General features: G+C 41.8%; 16 protein-coding genes. 9 read left to right on the forward strand and 7 right to left on the reverse strand.

Features of this window, described 5'->3' with window-relative positions; all coding sequences use genetic code 11:
- Positions 1-131 precede the first annotated feature (131 nt).
- Entirely contained in the window at positions 132-1,148 is a 1,017-nt protein-coding gene (locus tag V7K89_RS21960) for a ribose-phosphate pyrophosphokinase (RefSeq protein ID WP_334916774.1), read from the forward strand.
- 226 nt (positions 1,149-1,374) lie between these two features.
- Positions 1,375-2,064, forward strand: coding sequence for a Uma2 family endonuclease (locus V7K89_RS21965; protein WP_335190866.1), 690 nt, complete (start codon positions 1,375-1,377; stop codon positions 2,062-2,064).
- A 242-nt stretch (positions 2,065-2,306) separates the two neighbouring features.
- Here V7K89_RS21965 and V7K89_RS21970 read toward each other — a convergent pair whose 3' ends face one another.
- The 5 genes from V7K89_RS21970 to V7K89_RS21990 form a co-directional block, all read right to left on the reverse strand.
- Positions 2,307-5,930, reverse strand: coding sequence for a response regulator (locus tag V7K89_RS21970; protein WP_335190868.1), 3,624 nt, complete (start codon positions 5,928-5,930; stop codon positions 2,307-2,309).
- Between the two features lie 1,016 nt (positions 5,931-6,946).
- A complete protein-coding gene (locus tag V7K89_RS21975) occupies positions 6,947-7,858 on the reverse strand; it encodes a hypothetical protein (RefSeq protein ID WP_335190870.1) in 912 nt (303 codons plus the stop codon).
- 58 nt (positions 7,859-7,916) lie between these two features.
- Positions 7,917-8,195, reverse strand: coding sequence for a GlsB/YeaQ/YmgE family stress response membrane protein (locus V7K89_RS21980; protein WP_099101768.1), 279 nt, complete (start codon positions 8,193-8,195; stop codon positions 7,917-7,919).
- A gap of 389 nt (positions 8,196-8,584) precedes the next feature.
- Positions 8,585-9,445, reverse strand: a complete 861-nt coding sequence (gene rsmI, locus V7K89_RS21985) for a 16S rRNA (cytidine(1402)-2'-O)-methyltransferase (protein WP_335190872.1) — start codon at positions 9,443-9,445, stop codon at positions 8,585-8,587.
- Positions 9,446-9,673: 228 nt separating this feature from the next.
- Positions 9,674-11,581 carry a heavy metal translocating P-type ATPase gene (locus V7K89_RS21990; protein ID WP_335190874.1) on the reverse strand — a complete coding sequence of 636 codons (1,908 nt, stop codon included), beginning with the start codon at positions 11,579-11,581 and terminating at the stop codon, positions 9,674-9,676.
- A gap of 148 nt (positions 11,582-11,729) precedes the next feature.
- Here V7K89_RS21990 and V7K89_RS21995 point away from each other — a divergent pair, with 148 nt between their 5' ends.
- From V7K89_RS21995 to V7K89_RS22010, 4 genes are all read left to right on the forward strand, one after another.
- Complete coding sequence (locus tag V7K89_RS21995) at positions 11,730-11,903, forward strand: AAA family ATPase (RefSeq protein WP_335190876.1); 174 nt, start codon at positions 11,730-11,732, stop codon at positions 11,901-11,903.
- A 27-nt stretch (positions 11,904-11,930) separates the two neighbouring features.
- Complete coding sequence (locus tag V7K89_RS22000; RefSeq protein ID WP_335190878.1) at positions 11,931-13,037, forward strand: precorrin-8X methylmutase; 1,107 nt, start codon at positions 11,931-11,933, stop codon at positions 13,035-13,037.
- Positions 13,038-13,475: 438 nt separating this feature from the next.
- Positions 13,476-17,489, forward strand: a complete 4,014-nt coding sequence (locus tag V7K89_RS22005; protein ID WP_335190880.1) for a DUF4912 domain-containing protein — start codon at positions 13,476-13,478, stop codon at positions 17,487-17,489.
- A gap of 870 nt (positions 17,490-18,359) precedes the next feature.
- On the forward strand, positions 18,360-21,551 hold the full coding sequence (locus V7K89_RS22010) for a beta strand repeat-containing protein (RefSeq protein WP_335190883.1): 3,192 nt from the start codon (positions 18,360-18,362) through the stop codon (positions 21,549-21,551).
- Between the two features lie 51 nt (positions 21,552-21,602).
- Here the strand turns inward: V7K89_RS22010 and V7K89_RS22015 are convergent, their stop codons facing one another.
- Positions 21,603-21,770, reverse strand: coding sequence for a hypothetical protein (locus tag V7K89_RS22015; protein WP_335190885.1), 168 nt, complete (start codon positions 21,768-21,770; stop codon positions 21,603-21,605).
- 258 nt (positions 21,771-22,028) lie between these two features.
- Here V7K89_RS22015 and V7K89_RS22020 point away from each other — a divergent pair, with 258 nt between their 5' ends.
- The 3 genes from V7K89_RS22020 to V7K89_RS22030 all read left to right on the forward strand — a co-directional run bounded on the left by V7K89_RS22020 (position 22,029) and on the right by V7K89_RS22030 (position 24,995).
- Complete coding sequence (locus V7K89_RS22020; RefSeq protein WP_335190887.1) at positions 22,029-24,059, forward strand: FAD-dependent oxidoreductase; 2,031 nt, start codon at positions 22,029-22,031, stop codon at positions 24,057-24,059.
- Positions 24,060-24,339: 280 nt separating this feature from the next.
- Positions 24,340-24,666, forward strand: a complete 327-nt coding sequence (clpS, locus tag V7K89_RS22025) for an ATP-dependent Clp protease adapter ClpS (RefSeq protein WP_335190889.1) — start codon at positions 24,340-24,342, stop codon at positions 24,664-24,666.
- A gap of 5 nt (positions 24,667-24,671) precedes the next feature.
- Positions 24,672-24,995, forward strand: a complete 324-nt coding sequence (locus V7K89_RS22030; RefSeq protein ID WP_335190891.1) for a DUF2103 domain-containing protein — start codon at positions 24,672-24,674, stop codon at positions 24,993-24,995.
- Between the two features lie 27 nt (positions 24,996-25,022).
- On the opposite strand, the gene V7K89_RS22035 is transcribed toward V7K89_RS22030, so the two are convergent.
- Positions 25,023-25,343 carry a hypothetical protein gene (locus V7K89_RS22035; RefSeq protein WP_335190893.1) on the reverse strand — a complete coding sequence of 107 codons (321 nt, stop codon included), beginning with the start codon at positions 25,341-25,343 and terminating at the stop codon, positions 25,023-25,025.
- Positions 25,344-25,799: the final 456 nt, after the last annotated feature.

The following is a 25,799-nucleotide window of genomic DNA, read 5'->3' on the forward strand; positions in this document are numbered from 1 at the left end:
TAGATAATTAGCGAATAATAAATTTATGCAAAAATGTTTAAATTTTGTATGGAAGCTTCAACAAAGCTTACAGATGTTTTTTTAGGCTATTTCTTGGTTAAATCTATTAAATCTCTAATGATAATATTGCTATGAACGCACATAGAGGATCTGCTGTGCTCAGTTCTGCAACTTTCAAAGTGCAACCATCTGCAACAGGACTGAACGATAATCATCGCCTGCGGCTGTTTTCTGGCTCTGCCAATGTACAATTGTCTCAAGAAGTTGCTCGTTATTTGGGCATGGACTTGGGGCCAATGATTCGCAAAAGATTTGCGGATGGAGAACTTTACGTTCAAATCCAAGAATCGATTCGGGGTTGTGATGTCTATTTAATCCAGCCATGTTGTCAACCTGTAAACGATAATTTGATGGAATTATTGATTATGGTTGATGCTTGTCGTCGAGCTTCTGCGCGACAGGTGACGGCAGTAATTCCCTACTATGGCTATGCTCGTGCCGATCGCAAAACGGCAGGACGAGAGTCAATAACCGCCAAGCTGGTTGCTAACTTGATTACCGAAGCTGGTGCCAACCGCGTTCTCGCAATGGATTTACACTCGGCTCAGATTCAAGGCTATTTCGATATACCCTTTGACCATGTTTACGGTTCACCAGTATTGCTGGATTATCTAGCCAGCAAACAACTGCCAGACGTGGTAGTTGTTTCTCCTGATGTTGGTGGTGTAGCACGAGCTAGGGCATTTGCGAAAAAACTGGATGATGCTCCACTGGCGATTATTGACAAACGGCGTCAGGCACATAATGTTGCTGAAGTGTTAAATGTTATCGGCGATGTTAAAGGCAAAACGGCAGTGTTAGTGGATGACATGATTGACACTGGAGGAACAATCGCAGAAGGAGCGCGATTACTGCGTGAAGAAGGAGCGCGTCAGGTATATGCCTGTGCAACTCATGCGGTATTCTCTCCACCAGCGATGGAGCGGTTGTCTAGTGGCTTGTTTGAGGAAGTCATTGTCACCAATACCATTCCCATACCAGAAAACAATCGTTTTCCACAACTAGTGGTGCTGTCAGTAGCTAATCTGTTGGGAGAAACTATCTGGCGAATTCATGAAGATACTTCAGTCAGTAGCATGTTCCGCTAACTACATTCCCATTACAGGGATAAATTACCCACATTGACCCCTTGATCGGGTGCAGTGTGGGCTTTTGCTTTTAGTTATTACGCCAACACTAACGTCCCTTGTGAGCGAAAGCACCCCTAATCGCTGCACAATAGCTTTTTTATATGTGGTAGTAAAATGGATGCAGCACTCCCAAATTAGAATATTTTGATTCAGTTTGGACAATTTGGGTAAAGAGGAAAAAAGGATGGTTACAACTCCTAAAAAAGTGATTTCAGTTTTACCTCTGGAAAATGGCGATCGCTTATCTCGCTGCGAATTTGAGCGGCGCTATCAGGCAATGCCGCATCTCAGAAAAGCTGAACTGGTTGAGGGAGTTGTGTATATCATGGCATCGCCACTGAGAATTAAAAGTCATGGGGAACCACATGGAAACCTGATCGGGTGGTTGTGGAACTATAAAACGGCAACCCCTGGCGTTGTTCTGGGAATTGAACCGACAGTGCGTTTAGATCCAGATAATGAACCACAGCCTGACGCGGTACTATTCATTCCGGGCAGACAGGCATTGATTAGTGAGGATGATTATATCCAAGGCGCACCCGAACTGGTGATAGAAGTGGCAGCAAGCAGTGCAGCCATCGATTTACATGATAAAAAACGCACCTATCGACGCAATGGAGTACAGGAGTATATTGTCTGGCGAACATTAGATAATCAGTTGGATTGGTTTAGGCTGCAAGCAGACGAGTATGTTTCGCTACCAACCGATGAGCAGGGAATTATTCGCAGTCGGGTGTTTCCGGGGTTGTGGTTGGCCGTATCTGCCTTGCTCTCAGGAGAAATGGCAACAGTGTTATCTGTGTTACAAGCAGGTTTAGCTGCCATTGAACATCAAGAATTTATGCAAAAGTTACAGCAGTTTTCAGGTGAATGACCGTGCGATAGGGGTAAAGCGCATTGCTCATTGGTGTCAACTTAAGCCCAAACTCTTTTAAAACCTTGTTTCCAGCCTCTGGTTGGAAATGCTGTGACTAAAACTCTCTTTAATGCGTGAATTTTGAATTGTTAACATTCTTATACAGATTTATTTCTATACTTATACGTATGATTAAAACTGTTTTTACCTCCCCTCATAACTTTTCAAGACGAATTTTGAATTGATTTTTCCCCACTCCCTTACCTATACAGCCAAACCCGGAGTAGTGAAAGCAACTGCTCAGTATCTACAGGTTTGGTAATGTAGTCAGAGGCTCCAGCTTCAATGCATTTTTCCTTGTCGCCTGGCATGGCTTTGGCAGTTAAAGCAATGATTGGTAGTGAGCGAAACTGTTGTAGCTGGCGGATGGCGCGGGTGGTTTCATAACCATCCATTTCCGGCATCATGATATCCATTAATACTATATTAATCTCAGGATTAGCTTGCAGTCTCTCTATGCCATCTCTGCCATTTTCGGCAAACAGCACTTGCATCTGATAGCTTTCTAAAAAGCTGGTCAAGGCAAAAATATTTCTGAGGTCATCATCTACAATCAAAATTTTCCGATTAGCCAGTACCGGGTCAGTTTGATGTAGTTGCTCTAGCATTTGCCGCTTTGGTGTGGGCAAATTTGCTTGCACCCGATGCAAAAAGAGAGCAGTTTCGTCTAACAACCGCTCTGGCGATCGCACATTTTTAATAATAATTGTCTCTGCAAGTCCCCGCAGCTGAGTTTCTTCCTGTCGGCTGAGTTCTTTACCGGTGTAAACAATTATCGGCAGTTTCACAAGCTTGGGTTCAAGTTTTATCTGTTCAATTAGGGCAAACCCGCTCATATCGGGCAGACCGAGATCCAGTACCATACAATCAAAGTGATGCGATCGTAAAATCGAGAGGGCTTCTGCCCCCGTACCTACTGCTGTACTCTGGACATCGCCGTTACCAATCAGTTCGATAATACTTTGGGCTTGTACGGGGTCATCTTCTACAATTAGGAGATTTTTTACTTGACGCTCAATAAAACCTTTAATCTCAGTCAATACCTGAGTTAGCGCTTCTGGAGACACGGGTTTTTGTAGATAGGTAATCGCTCCTAGCTGTAATCCCCGTTGTTGTCTTTCATCAACAGAAAGTATGTGTACTGGTATATGTCTGGTATCTGGTTTATGCTTCAGACGATCCAGCACCGTCCAACCATCCATCTCTGGCATGTGGATATCTAGCATAATCGCATTGGGCTTAAACTGTTTTGCTAGTGCTAGACCTTGTTTGCTCTGTAAAGCAACAATAGTTTTAAAGCCCTGCTCACGTGCCATATCTAGTAAGATACGGGCAAATTTATCGTCATCCTCGATAATTAGCAAAATGCGATCGCCTGGTTGAATTATTTCCCGGTCATCTGGAATATCGTTGGGTAAGCTGGGAAGCACTTTCACTGATGGAGAGATGTCCACAGTTGTGGGTCTGCTTTCCACGATTGGCAGCTCTTTGATGGTCAATGCTGTAGGAATAGAGGTGATTGGCTCAAGGGGTGGTGTGCTGATATTTTGACCATTGTTTTCCTTTCGCCTAGGCAAGTAAAGGGTGAAGGTGCTTCCCTGTCCTGGTTGGCTGAGTAGTTCAATTCTCCCTCCCAACAGTTGAGCTAATTCACGGCTGATGGACAAGCCCAATCCAGTCCCGCCGTACTTGCGGCTGGTAGTACCATCTGCTTGCTGAAATGCCTCGAAAATAATCTTTTGCTTTTCGGCTGGAATGCCTATGCCCGTGTCGCTGACGGCAAAAGCAATCATGGAATTATCAACTTGAAATATTTGTAATTTCACACCTCCCTGTTCTGTAAATTTAAAGGCGTTAGCTAGGAGATTTTTCAGCACTTGTTGCAGACGTTTGGAGTCATTATAAATTGTTGGGGGTAACTTCTCATCCTGTTCAATAGTAAAACTGAGTTCTTTATTGTGGGCAACTTGCCGGAAAGTCTGCTCTAGAGATGTCTGCAAATCTGCAAGAGCAATTTGCTCAATATCGAGCGACATAGTACCCGACTCAATTTTTGCCAAATCTAGAATGTCATTGATCAATTCCAGCAAATCAGTCCCTGCTGAGTAAATAGTCCGGCTGTACTCTATCTGTTTGTCGGTCAAGTTGTTAAGAGAGTTATCTGCTAGCAGCCTTGCTAAAATTAATAGACTATTTAACGGTGTCCGCAGCTCGTGGGACATATTCGCCAGAAATTCTGACTTATATTTGGAAGACAACGCCAGTTGTTCAGCTTTTTCTTCAAAAGACTGCCTTGCTCGCTCAACTTCCTGGTTTTTGCGAGCCACTTCCTGATTTTGAACCTCTAATAATTCTGCCTTTTCTTCTAGCTCCTCATTTAATTGTTGTAATTCTTCGTTAGATTGCTTGACAAGAAATTGTGATTCTTCTAACTCATGCGCCTGTTCTTCCAGGCGTTGATTGCTTTGCTGTAGTTCTTCTTGCTGGGTTTGCAGTTCTTCTGTTAAAGCAACAGACTCTTCAAGTAGTTGCTGTGTTTGCAATTGTGAGGCGATGTTATTTAAAAATACACCCAGATTTTCACTCAATTGCTCTAAAAATGTTAGATGCAACGGGTTAAAAGATCCAAAAGAGGCAAGTTCAATTACAGCATTTACCTGGGTTTCAAATAGTATGGGCAATACAATAATATTTAGCGGTGGTGCTTCTCCCAAACCGGAAGTGATGCGGATATAGTCACTGGGAACTTCCGTAAGGAGGATTCTTTGTTTTTCTAGGGCGCATTGTCCCACTAATCCCTCGCCCAAGCGAAACTGATTTGCTAGATTTTTCCGCTCTTTGTAAGCATAACTACTCAACAACTTTAGTACAGACTGGTTGTCTATAGATTCCATTACATAAAAAACGCCCTGTGATGCTCCAACCAGTGGTGCTAAATTCGACAAGATCAGCCGAGATGAACTTTCCAAATTTCGTTGCCCTTGGAGCATCTGGGTAAATTCAGCTAAGTTAGATTTTAGCCAGTTTTGCTCGTCATTTTTTTGAGTTGTGTTTCGCAGATTAACGATCATTTGGTTGCAGGTGCGTATCAACACACCAATTTCATCTTGGCGATCGCTATCTGGTAAACTCACAGATAAATCCCCATCTGCAACCTTTTGAGCCAAATCAGAAACTCGCTTTAGCGGTGCTGATATATGTTTGGTCAGGGCGAATCCGATCAAAGCTAAGAGCAATGAATATAAGGGAATACTATAACCAATACTGGCAAGTGTTTGCCGAGCAGCAGCTTGTGCCTTGTCAGAGCGCTGTTTTAGCAGTGTATTCTCCTCATATTCCATCGTCTGGATAACTTTACGGATTTCACTCATTAGCTGCTTACCTCGGTCTGTCAGAACGACCTTTTGAGAAGCTTCAAAACCTTGGTTCTGGCGCAAATCAATAGTTTCTTTAAGTTCGTCCAGCTTCTGAGTGATTAATGGCTGTAAAATATCCAGCTGCTGTTGCTGCTTGGGATTATCTGTTGTTAAATTCTGAAGATCCTTAACTTTTTGATCCAGTACTTGAATGGCTGCATTATATGGTTCTAAATAGCGCTGTTCTCCAGTCAGAACGTAACCACGTTGCCCAGTCTCAGCATTTGTCAGTTGCAAGTTGAGTTCTTCAAGCTGACTTAACACCTTGTAAGTATGGCTTTCTTTGCTCGAAGTTTCAATTAGCTGATTGGTGCTTTGGTAGGAGATTAGACCAATGGTGGCCAGAGTTGCCAAACTCAAGGCAAAACTTGCTCCAATCTTGGCTCTAATCTTCAAACGGTTCAACATTCTTCCAGGCAGGTATTCAAATTATTTCTGTTTTTGAGACTATTTTAATTATCTTTTGGCTATCCAAAATAAATGGGGCATATTTAGTTTATGTAGGATATATCTAGTTGTTTCGGACTAACTATTATTTGTATCCTCATTTTCTTAAGAATATAACGTTACTTTAAATAATTACTTAAAGATTATATAAATAATTATATTTTTATTTAACATCCTGCCCCTTTTATTAAAAATAAATCATTAAATAAATAATATAACTAACTTATTTCAAAACAAGCATTTACCTGATTTTACAATTGCATCTTGCGATAAATAATTAAACACTTATTTTTAGATTATAAATTTAATATTAGACTTTACTGTAAAATGGTGGTTCTTATGAGTGCAGTAATTAACCTAGTAAGACCTAAATTTTGCAAAGGTCAAAAGGTAGAATTTATTGGTGGATTGGCAACCATAATATAATGCTGTCGTAACTCTGGTCACTGGTCTTATCTTATATAAATAAATAGAAATGGGTTCAGAATTGGATATGGGTAGGATTGGTTATGAAACCACTCTTTTACTATTTGAAACAGATATTATTTTACTTGAAGATTACCTTCTTGTTGCTTAGGTTTAATGAGGAATACTAAATAATTCAATACTTATTTAATATTCTATCATGATGGTTAAATAACTCTCAAGTTTGAAAAAAAAGGTCAGATAGTAAAATTAAGTAGCCGGATAATGAAAATTAAATTCATCAAAACACAATTTATATGAACGCTAAATACAGTGGCTTTTAGAGTTGGATATGATATCTATGCCATTGTACATCACTTTACACAGCAACCGTAACATTAAGTTATCGCAAGCAGTATTCATTCCACAGAAAATTTAAGGTTTCAAAAGGCAACCTATACCCATAGAAGTATGAAATTTATTTATAGTACAAGGGTATTGCTTGGACTTATTGCTTGAACTATATAATTACAGTGTGTCGTAAAATCTCTTGATATTAACTTGACGTTTAATTAGAAGTTGGTAATAACTTGGCGATCACTTCTAGCCGCATCAAGTTCAGATTGGCTATAGATACTAAAATGTTGAATCTTGTTACCCTCTAAAATAGCTCTTGCACCTGCTACATAAATATCAGTGCCTTTTAATACCAATAAATAATGACCAAGATTCAGATGATGCTCATAATATCTAGCTAGCTCATCAGAAATTCCTAAATTAGTATAGTTATTTTGAGAACTGCTGATGTCTACCTCTGAAATATCATTTAGACTGCTTATGTTTTTAACAACTATTGAGACTTGACTCATTGGGAAGCCAGCGGTTCTCAATTCAGTAAGCGCTCCTTCTGCATCTTGACGCCGATAAAAAACCCCAAGTGCGTGTCTATAGCGATTATTTGGGGTCGAGTATGGCTCATAAACCCCCCATTGTTGAATATCACGGCGATTAAAAATCCTCTTGGCAAGACGAATCTCTATGTCTATACCGGTCACTATCACCAAATAGTAACCTTTACAGACAAGATCGCTATAACCCTGTGCTTGCTTTTCAGAAATTCCTAAATTTAGGAATAAAGAAGACAAACCACCTGCTAAAGTGGTAGCGATCGCAATTACTTCCGCTCCGGCTAAGATGACTGGACCTACACCAAGAATTACCAAGAGGACTAGACCGACTGATAAGTCTGTAAGACCACTTAAAGCATCACTAGTAGTGGCTCCAGCAGCATCTTCTGAGAATGTATTGCCAGTGTATTCTTTAATTTTAACACCAGCAATATCATTTTGTTCTTCTGTATTCCGTGCAATAACAGAAACTTTGTGCATTGGAAAATTAGAAGCTTTTAGTTCCTGAAGTACAAATTGTGCATCGGAATATCCAGCGAAAACTCCTATAGTTCTTCGCTCTTTTTCTAATGTCATTTTATCGGTTTATTGCAGTTAGAAGTGATTCCCAAGATTGTTAATTAATTTGAAGTAATTACACAGCTCGACGAGTTAGTAAACCCCAAAGGAAAATTAGTATCATTGCGCCAATAACAGCAAATAAAATGCTACCTAGAGACAAAGCTCCTACAGATGCAGCTGCGGCCGAACTACTTCCTAGCAATACTTGACCCAAATATCCACCGAATACGGCTCCAAGGATTCCTAATACAATGGTAGAGATAATACCGCCACCTTGGGTTCCAGGATAAAATAACTTAGCTAACGCACCTGCAATTAAACCCAAAACCAACCAAGCAATAATGTTAGTCATAGAATTTCTCCTTCACTGAAAATCTGCTTTGTTTGCATTTGACTATTTCATATTAAAGTTTTTCTCCAAAATTTTCGATCTATCTAGAGAACTAATATCAGAAATCTTTAGATATCATTTGAATATTTGCCAAGTCATCTTTGAGGATGAATATACAAGTTAGTCACATTGTGTACATTTAAGTATTTGTATAGCAGTCCTATTTGACATCATACAAGATGTAGATAAGGAAGCTAACCGCATTCTATATGAGACACGATGTGTAGCTAGCTTCACTGTATGGGTAAGTGTAGTATTTCGTAGAAAAGGACACAAAAAGAAGAAAGAATAAAGAAATATATACATTTCACATCTAGATTTTTGATTTTTAAAAAAGCGATATCAGCCGTTCAAGGCTCAGGACTGGAGACTATAGAAAGAGCTAGTTGATATAGTTGGCGACGGGGAAGGGAAGTAAATTTTGCTAACTGACGGCTAGCTTGCGATCGCGATATTCCTTGACTAATTAACTGTTTCAATTCGGCTTTCAATTCTTCTTCTGTCAGTTGGGGCTGACTTGGTGGAATTCCCGCTAATACTAATGTATATTCACCTTGGGGTTCTCGTTGGGTGTAGTAAGCGATCGCTTCAGCAATTGTCCCCCGCCAAAATTCTTCATACAATTTAGTTAACTCCCGTCCTAGCACAATTTGGCGATCACTTCCCCAAATTTCTGCTAAATCTTGCAAAGTATCTCGCAAGCGGTGGGGCGATTCATAGAAAATCAATGTGCGAGATTCTGTTTGCAGAGATTCTAAATGTTCTTGTCTGTGTTGAGTTTTCGCTGGGAGAAAGCCTTCAAAGACAAATCGATCTGTTGGTAGTCCAGCTGCACTCAAAGCAGTAATTGCTGCACTAGCGCCAGGAATCGGAACTACTGGAATTCCCGCTTCAATACAGGCTTTCACCAGTTCATATCCAGGATCAGAAATACCTGGCATTCCAGCATCGCTCACCAGAGCGATCGCTTTATTATTAATTAAATGCTCTAATAATTCTGGAATACGGCTGGTACGATTGTGTTCGTGGTAACTCATCTGGGGTGTTTTAACTTGAAAATGCTGTAGCAGTTTCCCAGTATGACGCGTGTCTTCCGCAGCAATGATATCCACAGTTTGCAAAATTCGTACCGCCCGAAAGGTAATATCTTCCAGGTTGCCAATTGGTGTGCCGACAATGTAAAGTGTTCCTGGTTTTGGATCGGTTTGCATGAGCAAGAATTAAGAGTTAGGAGTTAAAAGTTCAAAATAATAATTTACGTCTAATGCGAATTGAGTATTAGCCACACTCCATACCCAAATTTTGTTTTTTTGACCTGACGAAAGTTTCTAATTCATCAATTTCAATGATTTTGGGTATTTCTGGTCTTATAAGACGCGATAAATCACATCTCTACATCTGGGTTTTGTTGCTCATTCTGAACTGTATTGCGTCCTATCTTATTTCAATAATCTTAGTCCACTCAGGGTAACTAACACTGTAGAACCTTCATGGCCAATGACGCCGATGGGTAAGTTAATATTTCCGAGAAAGTTGCCGACTAAAAGCAACATAATGAAACTCAACGCTACAACTATATTTTGTTTTACTATGAGTTGCGATCGCCTGCCCAAATGTATCGCTACAGCAATTTTTTCTAACCTGTCTGCCATCAGTATGATATCTGCGGTTTCTAATGCTACATCGCTACCAGATACTCCCATCGCTATACCCACAGATGCTTGTGCTAAGGCTGGTGCATCATTTATTCCATCACCTACCATTGCAACCGTTTGATATTGTTGCTGTAGACGACGGATAACATCTAGCTTATCTTCTGGTAGAAGTTGGGCATATACCCGATCAATTCCGACTGCTTGGGCAACACTGCGAGCAGTTTGTTGATTATCCCCAGTTAACATGACAACTTGTTCAACTCCCAGTTTTTTTAACCGGGTAATAGTTGCGGCTGCTGGCAATCTTACTTCATCTGCGATCGCAATTACACCCATCACCTCTACTCCTCGTGCTACCCAAACCACTGTTTTACCCTCTTGCTCCCAAGATTGAACTATTTCTTGCAATTCTTCAGGTAAATTTTTCACATACTGTTGTACAAAAACAGCATTCCCAACAATTATTTGTTGTTCTTGGGAAATTCCGACAATTCCTTGTCCAGGTGAGGCTTGCACTTCGATTGCACCAACCCAATTTAAATCACTAGCTGCCTGCACAATTGCTTTACCGATGGGATGTTCGGAAGATGATTCTATACAAGCAGCAGTTTTTAATACATCATTAGTAGTGTATTCACTAACTGAAATTATCTGAAATACCTGTACCTGTCCTGTTGTGAGAGTACCAGTTTTATCAAATGCGATCACTCGGACTTTGGCAATTTTATCCAACTGCGCCCCATTTTTAAACAAAATCCCCTGTCTTGCACCATTGGCGATTCCTGAAAGCAGGGTGGGCATAATTGCAGCCATCAGCGCACAGGGAGAAGCCACCACTAGGAAAGTAAGGGCACGATAAATTGTTGTTTCCCAATCCCAACCCCAAAAAAATGGCGGTAAAGTTGCCAGTAATATCCCAGCTACTACAATGACTTTGGCATATCCTTTTTCAAAGCGATCAATAAACTCTTGCGAAGGAGGTACTTGAGTCTTTGCTTGTTCTACCAAACGAATTACACGCTGGATTAAACTGCTTTGGGCTGGTTTATGTACTTTAATTTGCAATGCACCATAGCCGTTGAGTGTGCCGGCAAATACTTCTGCATCGACTGTTTTTTCTACAGGTAAAGACTCGCCTGTAATCGCAGCTTGATTGAGGGTGCTGTAACCGGATAAAATTATCCCATCGGTAGGAATTAACTCTCCAGGTTTGACGACAATCTGATCACCCACTTTTAGCTGACTAATAGGAATTTCCTCTTCTCTTCCCTGAAGCAAAACCCTAGCTGTATCTGGTGTCAGGCTCATCAAACTACGGATACTCCGCTCAGTTCGCTGCATAGCATAGCCTTCTAATGCGCCACTGATGGCAAAGATCAGAATCAGAATAGCCCCATCAATAATTAGATGGTATTCTCTTCGCCATAAGCCGAGACTAGCAGCACCAATGGCGGCGACAATCATCAGCAAATCTACATCAAGTTCTTTTTCTTTGAAGAGAGTAGTCAATCCCTCCCGCGCACTTTCGTAACCACCAATTACATAAGCAGCAGGTAGCAGCAAGAATGCCAATCCCAAAGCGCCGAGATGCAAGGCGAACCATCCGAGAAATAGTAGTAATCCACACAAAAGTGCGGCTACGGTATCTGCGTGTTCTCTGGTGAATTGGTTCAAACGTTGCGAGTAGAGCATGAGAAGTGAATTAACAGGACTCTTTCACGCTAAACCTTAACATTAATGTTAATGTCAATAGTGTAGGAGTTAGGAATGAAAACTTACATAGTGTTAGTAAATTGTAATTTTTGTAATCTATGGCAATACATTGTAAGGATAAAACTTGATGCTAAAGCGAATCTATATTGATAACTTTCGTGGCTTAGGAAATTTTGAACTTAATTTTTACTCAATTAATTTGTTTATCGGTGAAAATGGTTCAGGTAAATCAACTGTTTTTGAGTCTTTGAGAAAAGTTCAAGACTTTTTAACTGTGAAGAAAAACTACAAGCTTTGCTAATTTCTCATCATCCTGAACTAGTAAATTATGAACACTGGTTGCTTAACTATTAAAGAACTCACTGATGCAGTGGGTGGCAGTTTAACTCCGCGGATGGTGCGTCATTATCATCAATTGGGACTGCTACCGCAACCAGTGCGATCGCGCAGCAATTACCGTCTCTATACCCAAAAAGATGTCCTCCGGTTGCAACGGATTGTTGCACTCAAGCAGCAAGGATTCCAGCTAAACCACATCCGCAATATTTTGGAAGTCGAACCAGAAGCTGACACAACTGTTAACCTCATGGGACAACTTCAGCAGCAATATCGGGCGGTGATGCAACAAATTTCCCAACTGCGGCAAACTGCATCAGCATTAGAAGGATTATTGGGGCGCGATCGCCATTGTCAAATTATCCAGGCGGAAGTTTTAGCGCAACTGAAGTTACTCGATGTTGAAACCCAAGCCGGATTGGGGGGATTGGAAAATCTCTGGAGTGGCTTGGATGCCGAAATTCATAACCATTCAGAAGCTTTTACCGAATCGCTACAACGCTTACTTCCTGATTTGTCTCAGCGTTCGGAAATTGAACAGCATTTAATTTCTCAGTTAGTTTTGGCTTGTGGTGATGTGAGTTTAGTGTCCTTTGTCAAATTGAGTCGAGATGCGATCGCAGCTAGTCGAAAAGCCCTATCTTCAAGTTGTCAAATTGTTGTCGATACTCAAACGGTTGCTGCTGCTTTAGATCAAACCCGATTGCTTCACTTAGGATGTTGCACCCAAACTTTGATTAATAACCCCCATATTACCACTGCCACAGAGGCGGAACTCGCTTTTTGGCAACATCAAGAATGGCGAACAAAATTGCTGCAAGTAAGTAATGGATGTGTGCTGGTAGTTGGTTATGCTCCCTCAGTACTTCTAGAAGCTTGTGAAGCGATTGCTAACCAAAAAATTCAACCTGCATTAGTAATTGGAATGCCCATTGGCTTTAGCCATGCTCCCGCAGCCAAGCGACAACTGATGCAACAAGGGATACCTTATATTACAGTTGAAGGGACTTTGGGAGGTGGCGCATTAGCTGCAACTGCCTTAAATGCTTTGGTTGAGTCACTGATTGATAAGCCAGATTGTCATTGTTATCTCAAATAAGTGCTGAACAATGAGTATTCACTTAAGACAGTCTCAATGAAACGAGTTTCAAAAGCCTTGCATGAAAATGTTCTAGGAACTGGGATTTTTTACTCAGCACTTAGCACTACTGAAAATAATATTGTTAAATAATATTGAATTTGCTACACTTTACCAGTTTTAGTAATTCAATAATTCATAATTGTGACCATAAGTTACCAATTCGGTATAAGTTGCAATCTAACTTAGAAAAATTTATAGTAAACAGACTTTGGCAATTAGAGTATAAATTATTATGCTATCCAAGCTAAAGCGAAGTATAAATCAGCATAAGTGCTTGGGATTAATTAGAACTAAAGATAACTCAGATGTATAATTAGCCCGTCTCCTCCATAATCTTTAAAAAGATCGCGATTTAGGACTGGCAGGCTTTCTATTTTTACTTTAATTAAGGGGCTTATGTGGCAACAAGAAAAAAAAGATACTTCGATAGTCAGGCTGATACTATGGGTTGCCTTAGCTACAACCCCGATGGCAGCATCTCTGGTGGTATCAGCACCGATGCTGGCACAATCTACACCGGAAGCTACCTCTTCGCCACTGCCACAAACAGGGCAAAATGAATCGATAGTGCGGATTGACGGTTCCAGTAGCTTAAGTGCAATCAACCAAAACCTGAAAGAAAGTTTTGAAAAACAGTTTGCTGGTAAAAAGGTTGAAGTTGCTGCTAACGGCACTGAGACGGCGCTGAAAGAATTGTTAGATGGCAAAATCGATATAGTCGCAATGGGGCGCGGGTTGACGCCGGCAGAAAAAGCTCAAGGACTAGAGCAAATTCGTTTGCAGCGTGAGAAGATTGCGATCGTAGTTGGTGCAGACAATCCTTTTAAAGAAAGCTTAACTAGTAAGCAATTCGCCCAGATTTTTCGGGGACAAATTACAAATTGGTCACAACTGGGAGGGCCTTCAGGAAAGATTCGATTCATCGATCACCCGAACACGAGTGAAACTCGCAATACTTTTCGTACTTATCCAGCCTTCAAAACTGCTGAATTTGCCACCGGGACTAATGCTACCCAAGTAACTGGCGATAATACCGCAGAAATCATTAAACAACTGGGCAAAGACGGCATCAGCTATGTGTTAGCTAATCAGGTGTCGAAGTTGAAAGGGGTGCGAGTTTTGCAATTACATCAAGCCTTACCAGATGATGCTAAATATCCTTTTTCGCAACCTTTAGTTTACGTTTACAAAAAAAATCAGAGTTTAACTACAGTAGATTTTCTTGGCTTTACTCTAGCACCCCCAGGACAGCAGGCTATAGAAAAAGGTAGAACTGCCGAAGCCGAGGCGATCGCAGCCAGCGTCTTACAACCTGCTGTTGCGGCTTCCCCTGCGCCTACGCCTTCTCCTAGTGCTACTAATTCTGTATTTGGCGAACAGCCTTTTGTGGCTGCTCCGGCACAAAGCACTCCAATTGTAGATAAAGAAACACCATTGTGGTTGCTGCTACCTGTCTTTTTTCTGACTGTAGGTGGATCTGTACTATGGTGGATTCTGAGAAAACGCCCATTGCCCCCTGAGACAACAGACAATTTCCCAGAATCAAATCCTCATCCACCCAATGGAGAAACAGCGGCGCTCGTCGGGGCCAGCACAGGTTCCTCCCTGAATGGAGCGACGCTAGAGGAGCAGGCAGTACCGCACTCATCAGAGCAAGAAACCCCCGATCGCACTCCTTTCAACATCTACGCTCAAACACAATCTGACCTGACCCAAAATGCTACTCAGGGGACAGCAAATTTAGTACAAGAGACAACTAATGGTACTTCTAACCTCTATGAAGGCAAGACATCGGGTGTCGCTAATGGATCGGAAAATAACACCTTAGGAGCCGCAGCTTTAGGTGGTGCGGCTATATCAACAGGCATCGGGGCGGCTACTTGGTCTACTTTTAATAACAAAGAAACAGAAACAGACGCAATTAATGAGACAGTCGAGCAAAACAATTATACTGAGACAAACACTCCTGAGTCTGATGACGTTGCATGGGATATAGAAGCCCCGGCGGCTGTAGTAAATAATTCATATCCTCACCTAGCGAATATTCCAAAAGAGGTATCTGATGTGGAACTGCCTTCATCTGAGGTGACAGCCCCACTCCCGGAATTACCAGATGTACCAGAAGTAACATCTGATTTTGGCTATTGGGACACAGCTATTAGTGAAGATGAGGCAGATGAGGAACTTCAGGCAGAATTGAACTGGCTAGAGAGTATCACCTCAACTGAAGATACAGCCTCAGTAGATGAATTGCCCTTAGCGGAGTCTGAGGAAGTGGCAGATGATGTGGAAGCATCAGCGATAGAAACATCCTCACTGCTTGATTTACCTGAATTTACAGAAGATTTATTGAGTGAAGATGCATTGAATGTGGTAGCGGACGCAGCCGAACCTACTTTCATTTTGCCAGAGGAAGAACTTCCAGCCGAGCCGACTGTTGGGGAAGGTGTTGCTGAAGCTAATTCCACAGATTTGGCGGCAGCGGGGGCTTTAGCAGCAGGTGCAGGAGTTGGTGCTTGGGCTAGCACTTTTGGATCGAATGCTCAAAATGAGACGACCGCAGCCGAAACAGCTACTGGTTTAGTTGATGCAGATGAAGAAAGCAGTATTGTGCTGACACCAGATACTCATACATCGGCTCATGTATCTTGGGAGATTTCCGAAGCCAAGAAAGCAGCACTGCGGCAACAAGGTGGCTCGCAATTAATAGTGCGGCTGTATGATGTGACTGGCATTGATTTGAGTTATCAAAGTCCACAGCTAGTAAAGCAGTATGAATCTGAGGAAACAGCAAACGACGGATCGATAGAAATTCCCCACAGCGATCGCGACTACACAGTTGAAATTGGCTATATTGCTGATGGCGATGCCTACGGCGGTAAACTACGCTGGTTATTTATCGCCCGTTCTGCAATTGTTCGTGTCTTCAGTCCTGTGAATCCAGATCCGATAGTTGATAATATCGCAATCGCAGATAAAACAGATGTTGGTTTGGTAGATACTCAAGAAGAGATCGGTGAAGAAGAAAGCAGTATTGTGCTCACACCACATACTTATACATCAGCTCATGTATCTTGGGAGATTTCCGCAGCTAAGAAAGCAGAACTGTGGCAACAAGGCGGGTCGCAATTGGTAGTGCGGCTGTATGATGTGACTGGCATTGACTTGAGTTATCAAAGTCCACAGCTAGTAAAGCAATATGAATGTAAGGAAACAGCACATGATCGCTTTGTGGAAATTCCCCTCAATGATCGCGACTACCTAGCTGAAATTGGCTATATCGCTTATGGCGAACACTGGTTATTCATCGCCCGTTCTGCGATCGTTCGTGTCTTTAGTCCTATAAATCCAGATCCCGTAGTTGATGATGTTGCAATCGCCGATCAAACAGATGTTGATTTGGTAGATGTTCAAGAAGAAACCAGTATTGTCCTCACACCCCGCACTTCCCAATGGGCTGATGTCTCTTGGGAGATTTCCGCAGCTAAGAAAGCAGCACTGCGACAACAGGGCGCCTCTCAATTGGTAGTGCGGCTGTATGATGTGACTGGCATTGATTTGAGTTATCAAACTCCGCAGCTGGTACAGCAGTATGAATGTGAAGAGACGGCACACGATCGCTTTGTGGAAATTCCCATCAGCGATCGCGATTACATAGCTGAAATTGGCTATGTCGCTGATGGCGGTCGCTGGTTATTCATTGCCCGTTCTGCGATCGTTCGTATCTTTAGTCCAGTGCCTACAGATTCGACAACAGATCCCACTGTTGAAAATGTAGCTTTAGTAAGCGAAGCAGCTGTTGGCTTGGCAAATGTAGAAGCAGAAACTGCCCCAGAAGAGAGCAGTATTGTCCTCACACCCCGCACTCCCAAGTGGGCTTATGTCTCTTGGCACATTTCCAAAGCTCAGGCGGAAGCACTGCGACAGCAGGGCGGTTCCCAATTAGCAGTGCGGCTCTATGATGTCACCGGGATTGACTTGAATTATCAAAGTCCCCAGCTTGTCCAGCAGTATGAATCTGAAGAAGTAGCACGCGATCGCTTTGTGGCGATTCCCGTGAGTGATCGCGATTATATGGTTGAAATTGGCTATATTGCTGATGGCGATGCCTACGGCGGTAAACTACGTTGGTTACTCATCGCCCGTTCCGCTAACGTCCGGGTATTCAGTCGTTCCTACGGAGATTTCTGGTTTGTGGCTGATGCTGAGTTAATTATTCACGGAGCAACTCAACCAAATACCAGCGTAAACATTGGTGGACATGCCATCAAAATCAAACCCGATGGTACTTTCCACTTACGTCTTCCCTTTTCAGATGGTTTAATTGACTATCTGATAACGGTAGCTGCTGATGGGGAATCCCCAAGAACTATCCATAAGAAGTTCTCTCAGGAAACTTCCGAAAGCTAACATTACCTAAGTTATCCCCTCTAACCCAATTCTCCCTTTTTAGGGAATGTAGGAAGGGGGGATTTTATTATATAGCAGTTTTCAGATGGATAAAATACACTACTCTAATCTTTAAGCGCATGTTCTAAGTGGGTAAGTCTTGTAGAGGCAATTGGGAAAGATGAAGTAATTTCTGAAGTAGCACTCCCAGATTTTTCACTTGTGAGAAATCCGGGTTTATTGCCTAGAAACTAGAATAATATGAAGAATACACAAAGCTCAATAGTTGTACATACATTTATCGGCAAATAATGTAAAAAGTTTGCCAAGATAAGTATTTCAGTATAAATATGTAAGTAAAATATTGACTGTAATTTCCTGTAGTGTTATTGTAAGGTTATTAAGATGTTCTCTAGTTTCAAGCTAAACACTCACATAGAATAGCCCACAAGGAGGGTATCAAAATCTTTTTACCGGGTGAGAGTCAACTGTTGACTATTTTCAAGGTAGCAAGACTTAGGCGCTGGCAAAAACCAAATATGAAGGGTGGATTTTAGGTATTAAAGCTGAATTTTTCAATGCTTATTCAGTGATTTGTACTGAATAAAGATGATTAAAAAAGCCTGAAATGACCGATTATCCTGAATGCACACCTTCATTAATTTGTAGAGTGCTTAAGACTTAGATTAATCTGAGATAGTTAGATAAGTGATACGTACAAGCCTTTTTATCTGGTAAATCTTCAATAAATTTACTGATGAGCTTCAATGGTGAAGTATAAAGTATCCCGAAAACGTCAAATTTCGGTAGATTGTCGTCGTCGAAAACAGCAATAAACTCAAGATTGAGAACTGAAGTTACTAAAAAAATTGATTTAGTCAGGTAAAAGTTATGGCAAATATCATTGGAACCAGCGGTAACGATACCCTATTGGGTAGTGATGACGCGGACACGATTAAGGGTCTTGCAGGTAACGATACCATCACAGGTAATGATGGCAACGATACCTTAATTGGTGGTGGCGGTAAGGATCAATTTGTTTACAACCTCAGTAACGGAATTGATACAATCACTGATTTCGGTGGCATAGGTAAAGGTGTAAATACCTCAGCAGCAGTCATTGCCGAAGTGGACACCTTAAAATTCCCCGACTTTGACTTTTTCAGTGCCAAAAACTTGCTCCTTACCCAGAATGGCAGCAATCTGGAAATCAGCTTTGAAGGGATAGGTCAGACCATAGTCATCCTGCAAAACTTCAAATTAGAAAACTTCAAGAATCTGAAAGCTTCTGGGACAACACCAGCGATTGGCAATATCTTGTTTGCATACCAAACTAGTATCACCGACAGCTTTAATGTCCTGGATGCCAACTCCACAGATACCAAGCTGGGCATCAAGAACACGGTGACTTTTCTTAATGACCTCGACAACAACATTACGGGTTTAGACGACTCAGATGATGTCATCAATGGTCAGGCGGGTAATGACAAAATTGACGGCAAGAGTGGCAATGACTTGCTGCGGGGTGGCGCGGGCAATGATACTCTCATTGGTGGCACGGGGAATGACACTCTTATTGGTAATACGGGCAATAACTCTCTCGTTGGTGGTGCTGGTGACGATGAATTGAATGTTGATTCATCAACAGGCAATAATACCCTTAATGGTGGTGCTGGTAACGATTACTTGATTGCTGACAGTTCAACAGGCGATAACCTGCTCTCTGGAGGGGATGGCAATGACAGCTTCTCTTTGAGAACCCCATCTACTACCTCCTCTTCTTTAGTAACTCAAACGGTAGATGGAGGTATAGGTGAAGATTTCTTGTCCGGCAATTACTACTTTGCTACGGCGGGGATCACCTCGACTTTCAATGCTGCTACTAACATTGGCTCGATTACAGCGGGCACGGATCGGGTTAACTACAAGAATATCGAACGATTAGAGATCAGAGGTACACTCAAAAATGACTTGATTGTGGGGACTAATGGCAACGATTTACTCTTTGGGGGTAGTAGTGGAAATGATCCGACCTATGGCAATGATACGATTTTTGGCGGTGAAGGTAACGATGAGTTGAGTGTTGATTATTCAACAAGCGATAATATCCTCAACGGTGGCGCTGGTAGCGATCGCTTGAGTGCTAGCTCTTCAAAAGGCAATAACCTGCTCTCTGGTGGCGATGGCAATGATTCTCTTGACATCTCTGGGTATTTCGACTTCTTGCAGAGCAAATATACCAATCCCACCTCTGGCAATAACACCCTTAACGGTGGCGCTGGTGACGATTCCTTAAGTGCTGACGGTTCAACAGGTAATAACCTACTCGCTGGTGGCGATGGCAATGATTCTCTTAATGCCTATGCTGCCTCTGGTAATAACACCCTCAATGGTGGCACTGGTAACGATGAATTGAATACTGATTCAACAGGTAATAACCTGCTCTCTGGGGGGGATGGCAATGACAGCTTCTCTTTTACGTCCCCATCTACAGCCTCCTCTTCCTTAGTAACTCAAACGGTAGATGGAGGGATAGGTAAAGATTCTTTATCCATCAATTACTACAATACTACTCAAGGAATCACTTCGACATTCAATGCCACTACTAATGTTGGCTCAATTACATCGGGCACAAATCGGATTAACTACAAGAATATCGAACAACTATCTATCAGAACTACAGCCTATGATGACAATATTGTCGGGACTAGTGGCAATGATACAATAGGTGGGGTCAATGGGATCAATGGGGACGATGGTGGCAATGATACAATAGATGGGGGCAGTGGTGACGATTACTTGTCGTTCGGTAATGGTGCTACTCAAGGAATCACTTCGACATTCAATGCCACTACTAATATCGGCTCGATTACATCAGGCACGAATCGGGTTAGCTACAAGAATATCGAACGATTAAATATTTCTAATACGGCTTACAATGACTTGATTGTGGGGAGCAATGGCAACGATACGATAGGTGGGGTCAATGGGGTCAATGGGGTCGATGGTGGCAATGATACAATAGACGGGGGCAGTGGTGAGGACTTGTTGTCGTTTGGTAGCTATTATGCTACTGAGGTAATCACTTCGACATTCAATGCCACTAATAATACTGGCACGATTACATCGGGCACGAATCAAGTTAACTATAAGAATATCGAACGTTTAAATATTTTTGGTACAGATTACGATGACTTGATTGTGGGGAGCAATGGTAACGATACGATAAATGGGGCAGGTGGAAATAACACGATTCTCGGCGGTGCAGGTAAGGATTATCTGAGTGCTAACGCTTCAAATGATTTAAATTTAAATGTTAATAATCTGCTCTCTGGAGACGATGGCAATGATTCTCTTGACGTCTCTGGTTTTTACGACGACTATCGCGGCAATTTCTCTCTCATTGCTATTTTGGGCAAAAACACCCTCAATGGTGGTGCGGGAGACGATAACTTAGTTACTAATTATTCATCAGGCAATAACTTACTCTCTGGGGGCGATGGCAATGATACTCTGACAGCCGCTGGTTCAGCCTCCTTATACTCCCTATATAAAGTTTATACTGTCTCTGGCAATAACACGCTCAACGGTGGTGCTGGTAACGATCGCTTGATTGTTGATTATTCATCAGGCGATAATCTACTGGATGGAGGCGATGGCAATGACTACCTTACAGCCTCTAGCGCTACTGGTAAGAACACCCTCAAAGGTGGTAATGGTAATGACTACCTCACAGGTGGCAATGGTAATGATAGCCTCTATGGAGGAGCTGGTACTGATACTTTTGCTTTCAATAGTTACAATCAAGGCGTTGATAATATTTATGACTTCAACGCCACGAATGAACTGATTCAGATATCGGCTGTTGATTTTGGTGGCGGATTATCAACACCTTCACTTAAGACAAGTCAGTTTACCCTCGGAACATCTGCAACCACAAGCAATCAACGATTTATCTATGACAATATTACTGGTGCATTGTTCTTTGATGGAGATGGCAGTGCGTCTGGGTTTACTCAGGTAAAATTTGCACAAATGTCTGCTGGATTGTCACTAACAGAAAAGAATTTTGTGGTTGTTTAATCGTAATTAGCGCTATTGTCTAACTTTAGGTACGGAATGGGAGGTTATATTTTAAGCACCTCCCATTAAATTTTTCAATAGAGACGTAGCAGTGCTACGTTTCCATAATGGTTCTGGATGCATATTTAATTTCACCAGATGTTTAATGGTTTCCACCAATTTGCGCCAAATCGACGCATCTGTAGGAAAACCGGAAAAAACTTTTCCAAATCTCTGCATTTTGCAGCCTGAAAACATTACTGCATAAGGCATTAACGTATCTAAACGAAGTTATGCGGTTTTCAAGGTTCAGGCGAGATGCGTCGATGAGCTTCAACACACTTCCTAAAAGTAAAATATATTACTTAAAATTGTTAAGGTTTTAACAAAAACTTAGCATTGGGCATCTGTTGCTCTGGAAAAATTGCTTGAGTTAGACATTTCCTAAATGTTAACGTCTACAAGGTGACACAGGATTTGGAGTGGTTTTTTTTAACTATGAAGCACAGACACAAAGTAGCTTTTAGCTTGACATCGTTAATCGGTCTCAATTTAATATCTAGCTTAGTTGTATTTGATGAGGCGAAAGCCGCACCGCCGAGAACCCCAGACAAAACTGTAAATTGCGAGATTTTAGTTGTGGGTGGTGGACTTTCTGGTGTAGCCACAGCTTACGAGGGGTTGCTAGCAGGGCGAACAGTTTGTCTCACAGAAATTACTGACTGGCTAGGAGGACAAATTTCTGCTCAAGGGACATCTGCGTTAGACGAACGCCCAACTCAACGAGCTTTGAAATTCTATTCTCGCGGCTATCTGGAATTGCGAAACCGCATTGGGCGTAAATACGGTAAGCTTAACCCCGGTGACTGCTGGGTAAGTGAATCGTGTTTTCTTCCCCGCGATGCTCACACTATTTTGACCCAGATGCTTAAAGATGCCGAAAAGCAAGGCAAAGGGAAATTGCAATGGTTTCCCAACACAGTAATTAAGGATTTGGAAATCGCTGCTGATGGCAAAATAATTAATAGTGCGATCGCAATTCAACATCAACCACCAAAAGGCGCGCCACCTCTCAATACTTTTACGTTATCTCAAAGCATTGAAGATGCTTATAGCTACGAAAACTCATCTCGGTTTACTAAAACTATTCTCCGTTTCATCCCCAAAGCAACGGAAGAGAATGCTCCTAAATGGTATGTCGTAGACGCTAGCGAAACTGGAGAAATTATCGCCCTTGCTGATGTCCCTTACCGATTAGGTATTGATGCCCGTTCCTACCTAGAACCTTCTGCTTCCAGCGCCAACAACGACCCATATTGTCCTCAAGGCTTTACCTACACCTTTACAATGGAGGCCACTAAGGAACCGCAACCGCAGACAATGCCTACATTTTATCCACAATATGCGCCATATTTCAGTTATGAATTGAAGCGACTGGCTAACTTTGATTTAGTTTTTACTTATCGTCGCATTTGGAGTCCAAACAAAGGGAAATCAGAAAAATTCGGCGGAGTCAGTTTTACTGCACCTACACCAGGGGACATCTCAATGCAAAACTGGACTTGGGGTAACGACTATCGCCCCGGAACAGCCCAGGATAACCTAATTTATAACCGCCAACAGTTACAAGCGACTGGACAGTTAGAGCCAGGAGGGTGGATGGGAGGACTGCGGACAGAAGCCCTGCGCAAGGCTGAGGAAAACGCTTTATCTTTCTATTACTGGTTGGTAGCTGGGACTACAGATTCTCAACTTGGGGATGGTGTCAAGCAGCAGCAACCCAATAACCGCTTTGTTTCCGGTTTAAATTCCCCAATGGGGACAATACATGGTTTATCAAAATATCCCTATATGCGAGAAGGACGGCGGATTATTGGTCGCCCCAGTTGGGGACAATCCGAAGGCTTTAGTATTGGGGAAATTGATATTTCCCGCCGAGATTATAATGATGAGTATTACCCAAAGACTCTGCCAGCAGATATGTATCGTCGTCTACGAGCAGCAGTTGCAGGTTTAGAAGCAATATCAGTAATTGACGGTAAAGTTCCGCCAGACAAAGCAATGCGACGGACTCGTTCTACCATTTTCCCTGATGCTGTGGGTATTGGTCACTACGCCATAGATTTCCATCCTTGCATGGTGAATAGTCCCCCAGAAGCACCTGGGAACATAGAACGTCCAGGCGAAAGACGTGGTGCTGGTCAAGCTTATCCCTTCCAAATTGCTCTGAGGGCGATGATTCCTCAGAAAATTGATAATTTGCTAGTAGGTGGTAAAAGTATTGCGACTAGTCATATTGCTGCTGCTGCCTATCGAGTACACTCCTTTGAATGGTCATCTGGCGCAGCTGCGGGAACTGTGGCTAGTTTTGCACTCAAAAATGCGATCGCACCTTACCAACTAGTCGATGATTTACCTAAACAAGAGCTACAACTAGAAGCACTCAAACGGCTTTTGCAACAAAATGGCAACCCTACCGCCTTCCCAGATACATCTATTTTTAACGAAAACTGGGATAATTGGAAATAAATAGTCATTTGTCATTGGTCATTGGTCATATCAAGTCCGGTTAATCACTTATGATTACCGAATCTGTGCAAAAATCCTAAAAGCCTCTTTACCCCTGCCCCCAGCAAGAACTGCGGTCTAAATGATAAGTCTTTAGCCGGACACGATATCATTGGTCATTGATTAAAGACAACGAACAAATAACAAATGACAAAGGACAAATGACAACGGACAATTAAACAATGAACTAAACTAATTGCTTGTAGTGTAGTTTTGTAAAATTATCTTGACCAATTGTTTTATGGTTATGACAATTTCAGCAGACGTTTACGGGATGTCCACAGCACCAACTATAGCTCCTGAACGGTCTAATCAAGTTACCCGTAAGACTTATCCGAATTACAAAGTGATTGTATTAAACGATGATTTTAATACATTCCAACACGTGTCTGAATGTTTAATGAAATATATTCCAGGAATGAGCGGCGATCGCGCGTGGGATCTGACTAATCAGGTACACTATGAAGGTCAAGCGATCGTCTGGGTTGGGCCCCAAGAACCTGCGGAACTCTATCACCAGCAGCTGCGCCGAGCAGGTTTGACAATGGCACCTCTAGAAGCAGCTTAATTATTATGGGCAAACCCACCGTAGATCCCCTCCGCACGGCTTCACAAAAAGCCGCCAGACTGGTTTGGAATCACTCAACACACCTTTCTGGTCTTATCCCCATTTTAGAACGTCTTTGTCAGCAAGATGGTATCCAAACTGTGACGCCGGGAGTAATTGGGCGGTCAAAAGGTCACTGTCCAAAAATGCAACTGCGCATTTCAGTACCCATTCGTGGCGGCTATAAAGTCATTGCCCGGCAGGGGAAAACGGTACAAGAGGTATTTATTTTGACAACTTTGCCCCAGGAGCAACTAGAAGCTGCATTAGCGATCGCCATGAAATGTTAATCATGCCCCATGCCTCATACCCAATCACTATTCCTCAACCCGATGTACTGCAAATTTGTGTAGCGGCAGACTAACAATACAAGAAAAAGTTAAGAAATATGACAGAGCCGTAGTTATTTTCAAAGTCATGACTACAGATTCCCAGTCGGGTAAAACTATTTTTTCTATGCCAAAAGCTACACAGTAAACTAGCCAGTAACTAAAGCTCATTCTAAACAGAATCCGCTCTGTTTCTTCCATATCATTTGTTTGCTGCTTACTGTCCCACAGTAACAACAGTCCAATAATGCAAGCTACAAAGGAAACAGCAACTACAGATTCGTGACAAAATATATTTAACGAATGCATTTGTGTTTATTCCCATATTTTTCTAGGTGAAACTCAGTCTAAAGGAATATTCCTTGTAGAGATACAAATTATTTACAAACCTCAATAGATTCAATACTGCTGAGTGAAAAATCTCACTTGCAACTCAGCATTCATAACTCAATTAACCTTCATGACTGGTTGTCAAAATTGAAGCGTTTGCAACAATTGCTTCTTTATGTATAAGAAAGGTTTAAGTATTTCCAAGAAATGTATAACCAATTCCTAAAAATACTTAATAATTTGCAACAATTGCTTCTTTATGTATAAGAAAGGTTTAAGTATTTCCAAGAAATGTATAAGCAATTGCTAAAAATGCTTAATAATTTGCAACAATTGCTTCTTTATGTATAAGAAACGTTTAAATAATTGCAGGATTTGTTGTAATTAACTTATGAGTTAATCTTGCTTAAAAAATCAAAATCTTTTAAGTAAAAT

The organism is Nostoc sp. (assembly GCF_036917515.1).
Classification (GTDB): domain Bacteria; phylum Cyanobacteriota; class Cyanobacteriia; order Cyanobacteriales; family Nostocaceae; genus Nostoc.

What these genes read in the sequence shown, in the direction of transcription:
- V7K89_RS21960 (WP_334916774.1), top strand. Translation starts at nt 132, where the DNA reads ATGAACGCACATAGAGGATCTGCTGTGCTCAGTTCTGCAACTTTCAAA.
- V7K89_RS21965 (WP_335190866.1), top strand. Translation starts at nt 1,375, where the DNA reads ATGGTTACAACTCCTAAAAAAGTGATTTCAGTTTTACCTCTGGAAAAT.
- V7K89_RS21970 (WP_335190868.1), bottom strand. Translation starts at nt 5,930, where the DNA reads ATGTTGAACCGTTTGAAGATTAGAGCCAAGATTGGAGCAAGTTTTGCC.
- V7K89_RS21975 (WP_335190870.1), bottom strand. Translation starts at nt 7,858, where the DNA reads ATGACATTAGAAAAAGAGCGAAGAACTATAGGAGTTTTCGCTGGATAT.
- V7K89_RS21980 (WP_099101768.1), bottom strand. Translation starts at nt 8,195, where the DNA reads ATGACTAACATTATTGCTTGGTTGGTTTTGGGTTTAATTGCAGGTGCG.
- rsmI (WP_335190872.1), bottom strand. Translation starts at nt 9,445, where the DNA reads ATGCAAACCGATCCAAAACCAGGAACACTTTACATTGTCGGCACACCA.
- V7K89_RS21990 (WP_335190874.1), bottom strand. Translation starts at nt 11,581, where the DNA reads ATGCTCTACTCGCAACGTTTGAACCAATTCACCAGAGAACACGCAGAT.
- V7K89_RS21995 (WP_335190876.1), top strand. Translation starts at nt 11,730, where the DNA reads ATGCTAAAGCGAATCTATATTGATAACTTTCGTGGCTTAGGAAATTTT.
- V7K89_RS22000 (WP_335190878.1), top strand. Translation starts at nt 11,931, where the DNA reads ATGAACACTGGTTGCTTAACTATTAAAGAACTCACTGATGCAGTGGGT.
- V7K89_RS22005 (WP_335190880.1), top strand. Translation starts at nt 13,476, where the DNA reads ATGTGGCAACAAGAAAAAAAAGATACTTCGATAGTCAGGCTGATACTA.
- V7K89_RS22010 (WP_335190883.1), top strand. Translation starts at nt 18,360, where the DNA reads ATGGCAAATATCATTGGAACCAGCGGTAACGATACCCTATTGGGTAGT.
- V7K89_RS22015 (WP_335190885.1), bottom strand. Translation starts at nt 21,770, where the DNA reads ATGCAGAGATTTGGAAAAGTTTTTTCCGGTTTTCCTACAGATGCGTCG.
- V7K89_RS22020 (WP_335190887.1), top strand. Translation starts at nt 22,029, where the DNA reads ATGAAGCACAGACACAAAGTAGCTTTTAGCTTGACATCGTTAATCGGT.
- clpS (WP_335190889.1), top strand. Translation starts at nt 24,340, where the DNA reads ATGGTTATGACAATTTCAGCAGACGTTTACGGGATGTCCACAGCACCA.
- V7K89_RS22030 (WP_335190891.1), top strand. Translation starts at nt 24,672, where the DNA reads ATGGGCAAACCCACCGTAGATCCCCTCCGCACGGCTTCACAAAAAGCC.
- V7K89_RS22035 (WP_335190893.1), bottom strand. Translation starts at nt 25,343, where the DNA reads ATGCATTCGTTAAATATATTTTGTCACGAATCTGTAGTTGCTGTTTCC.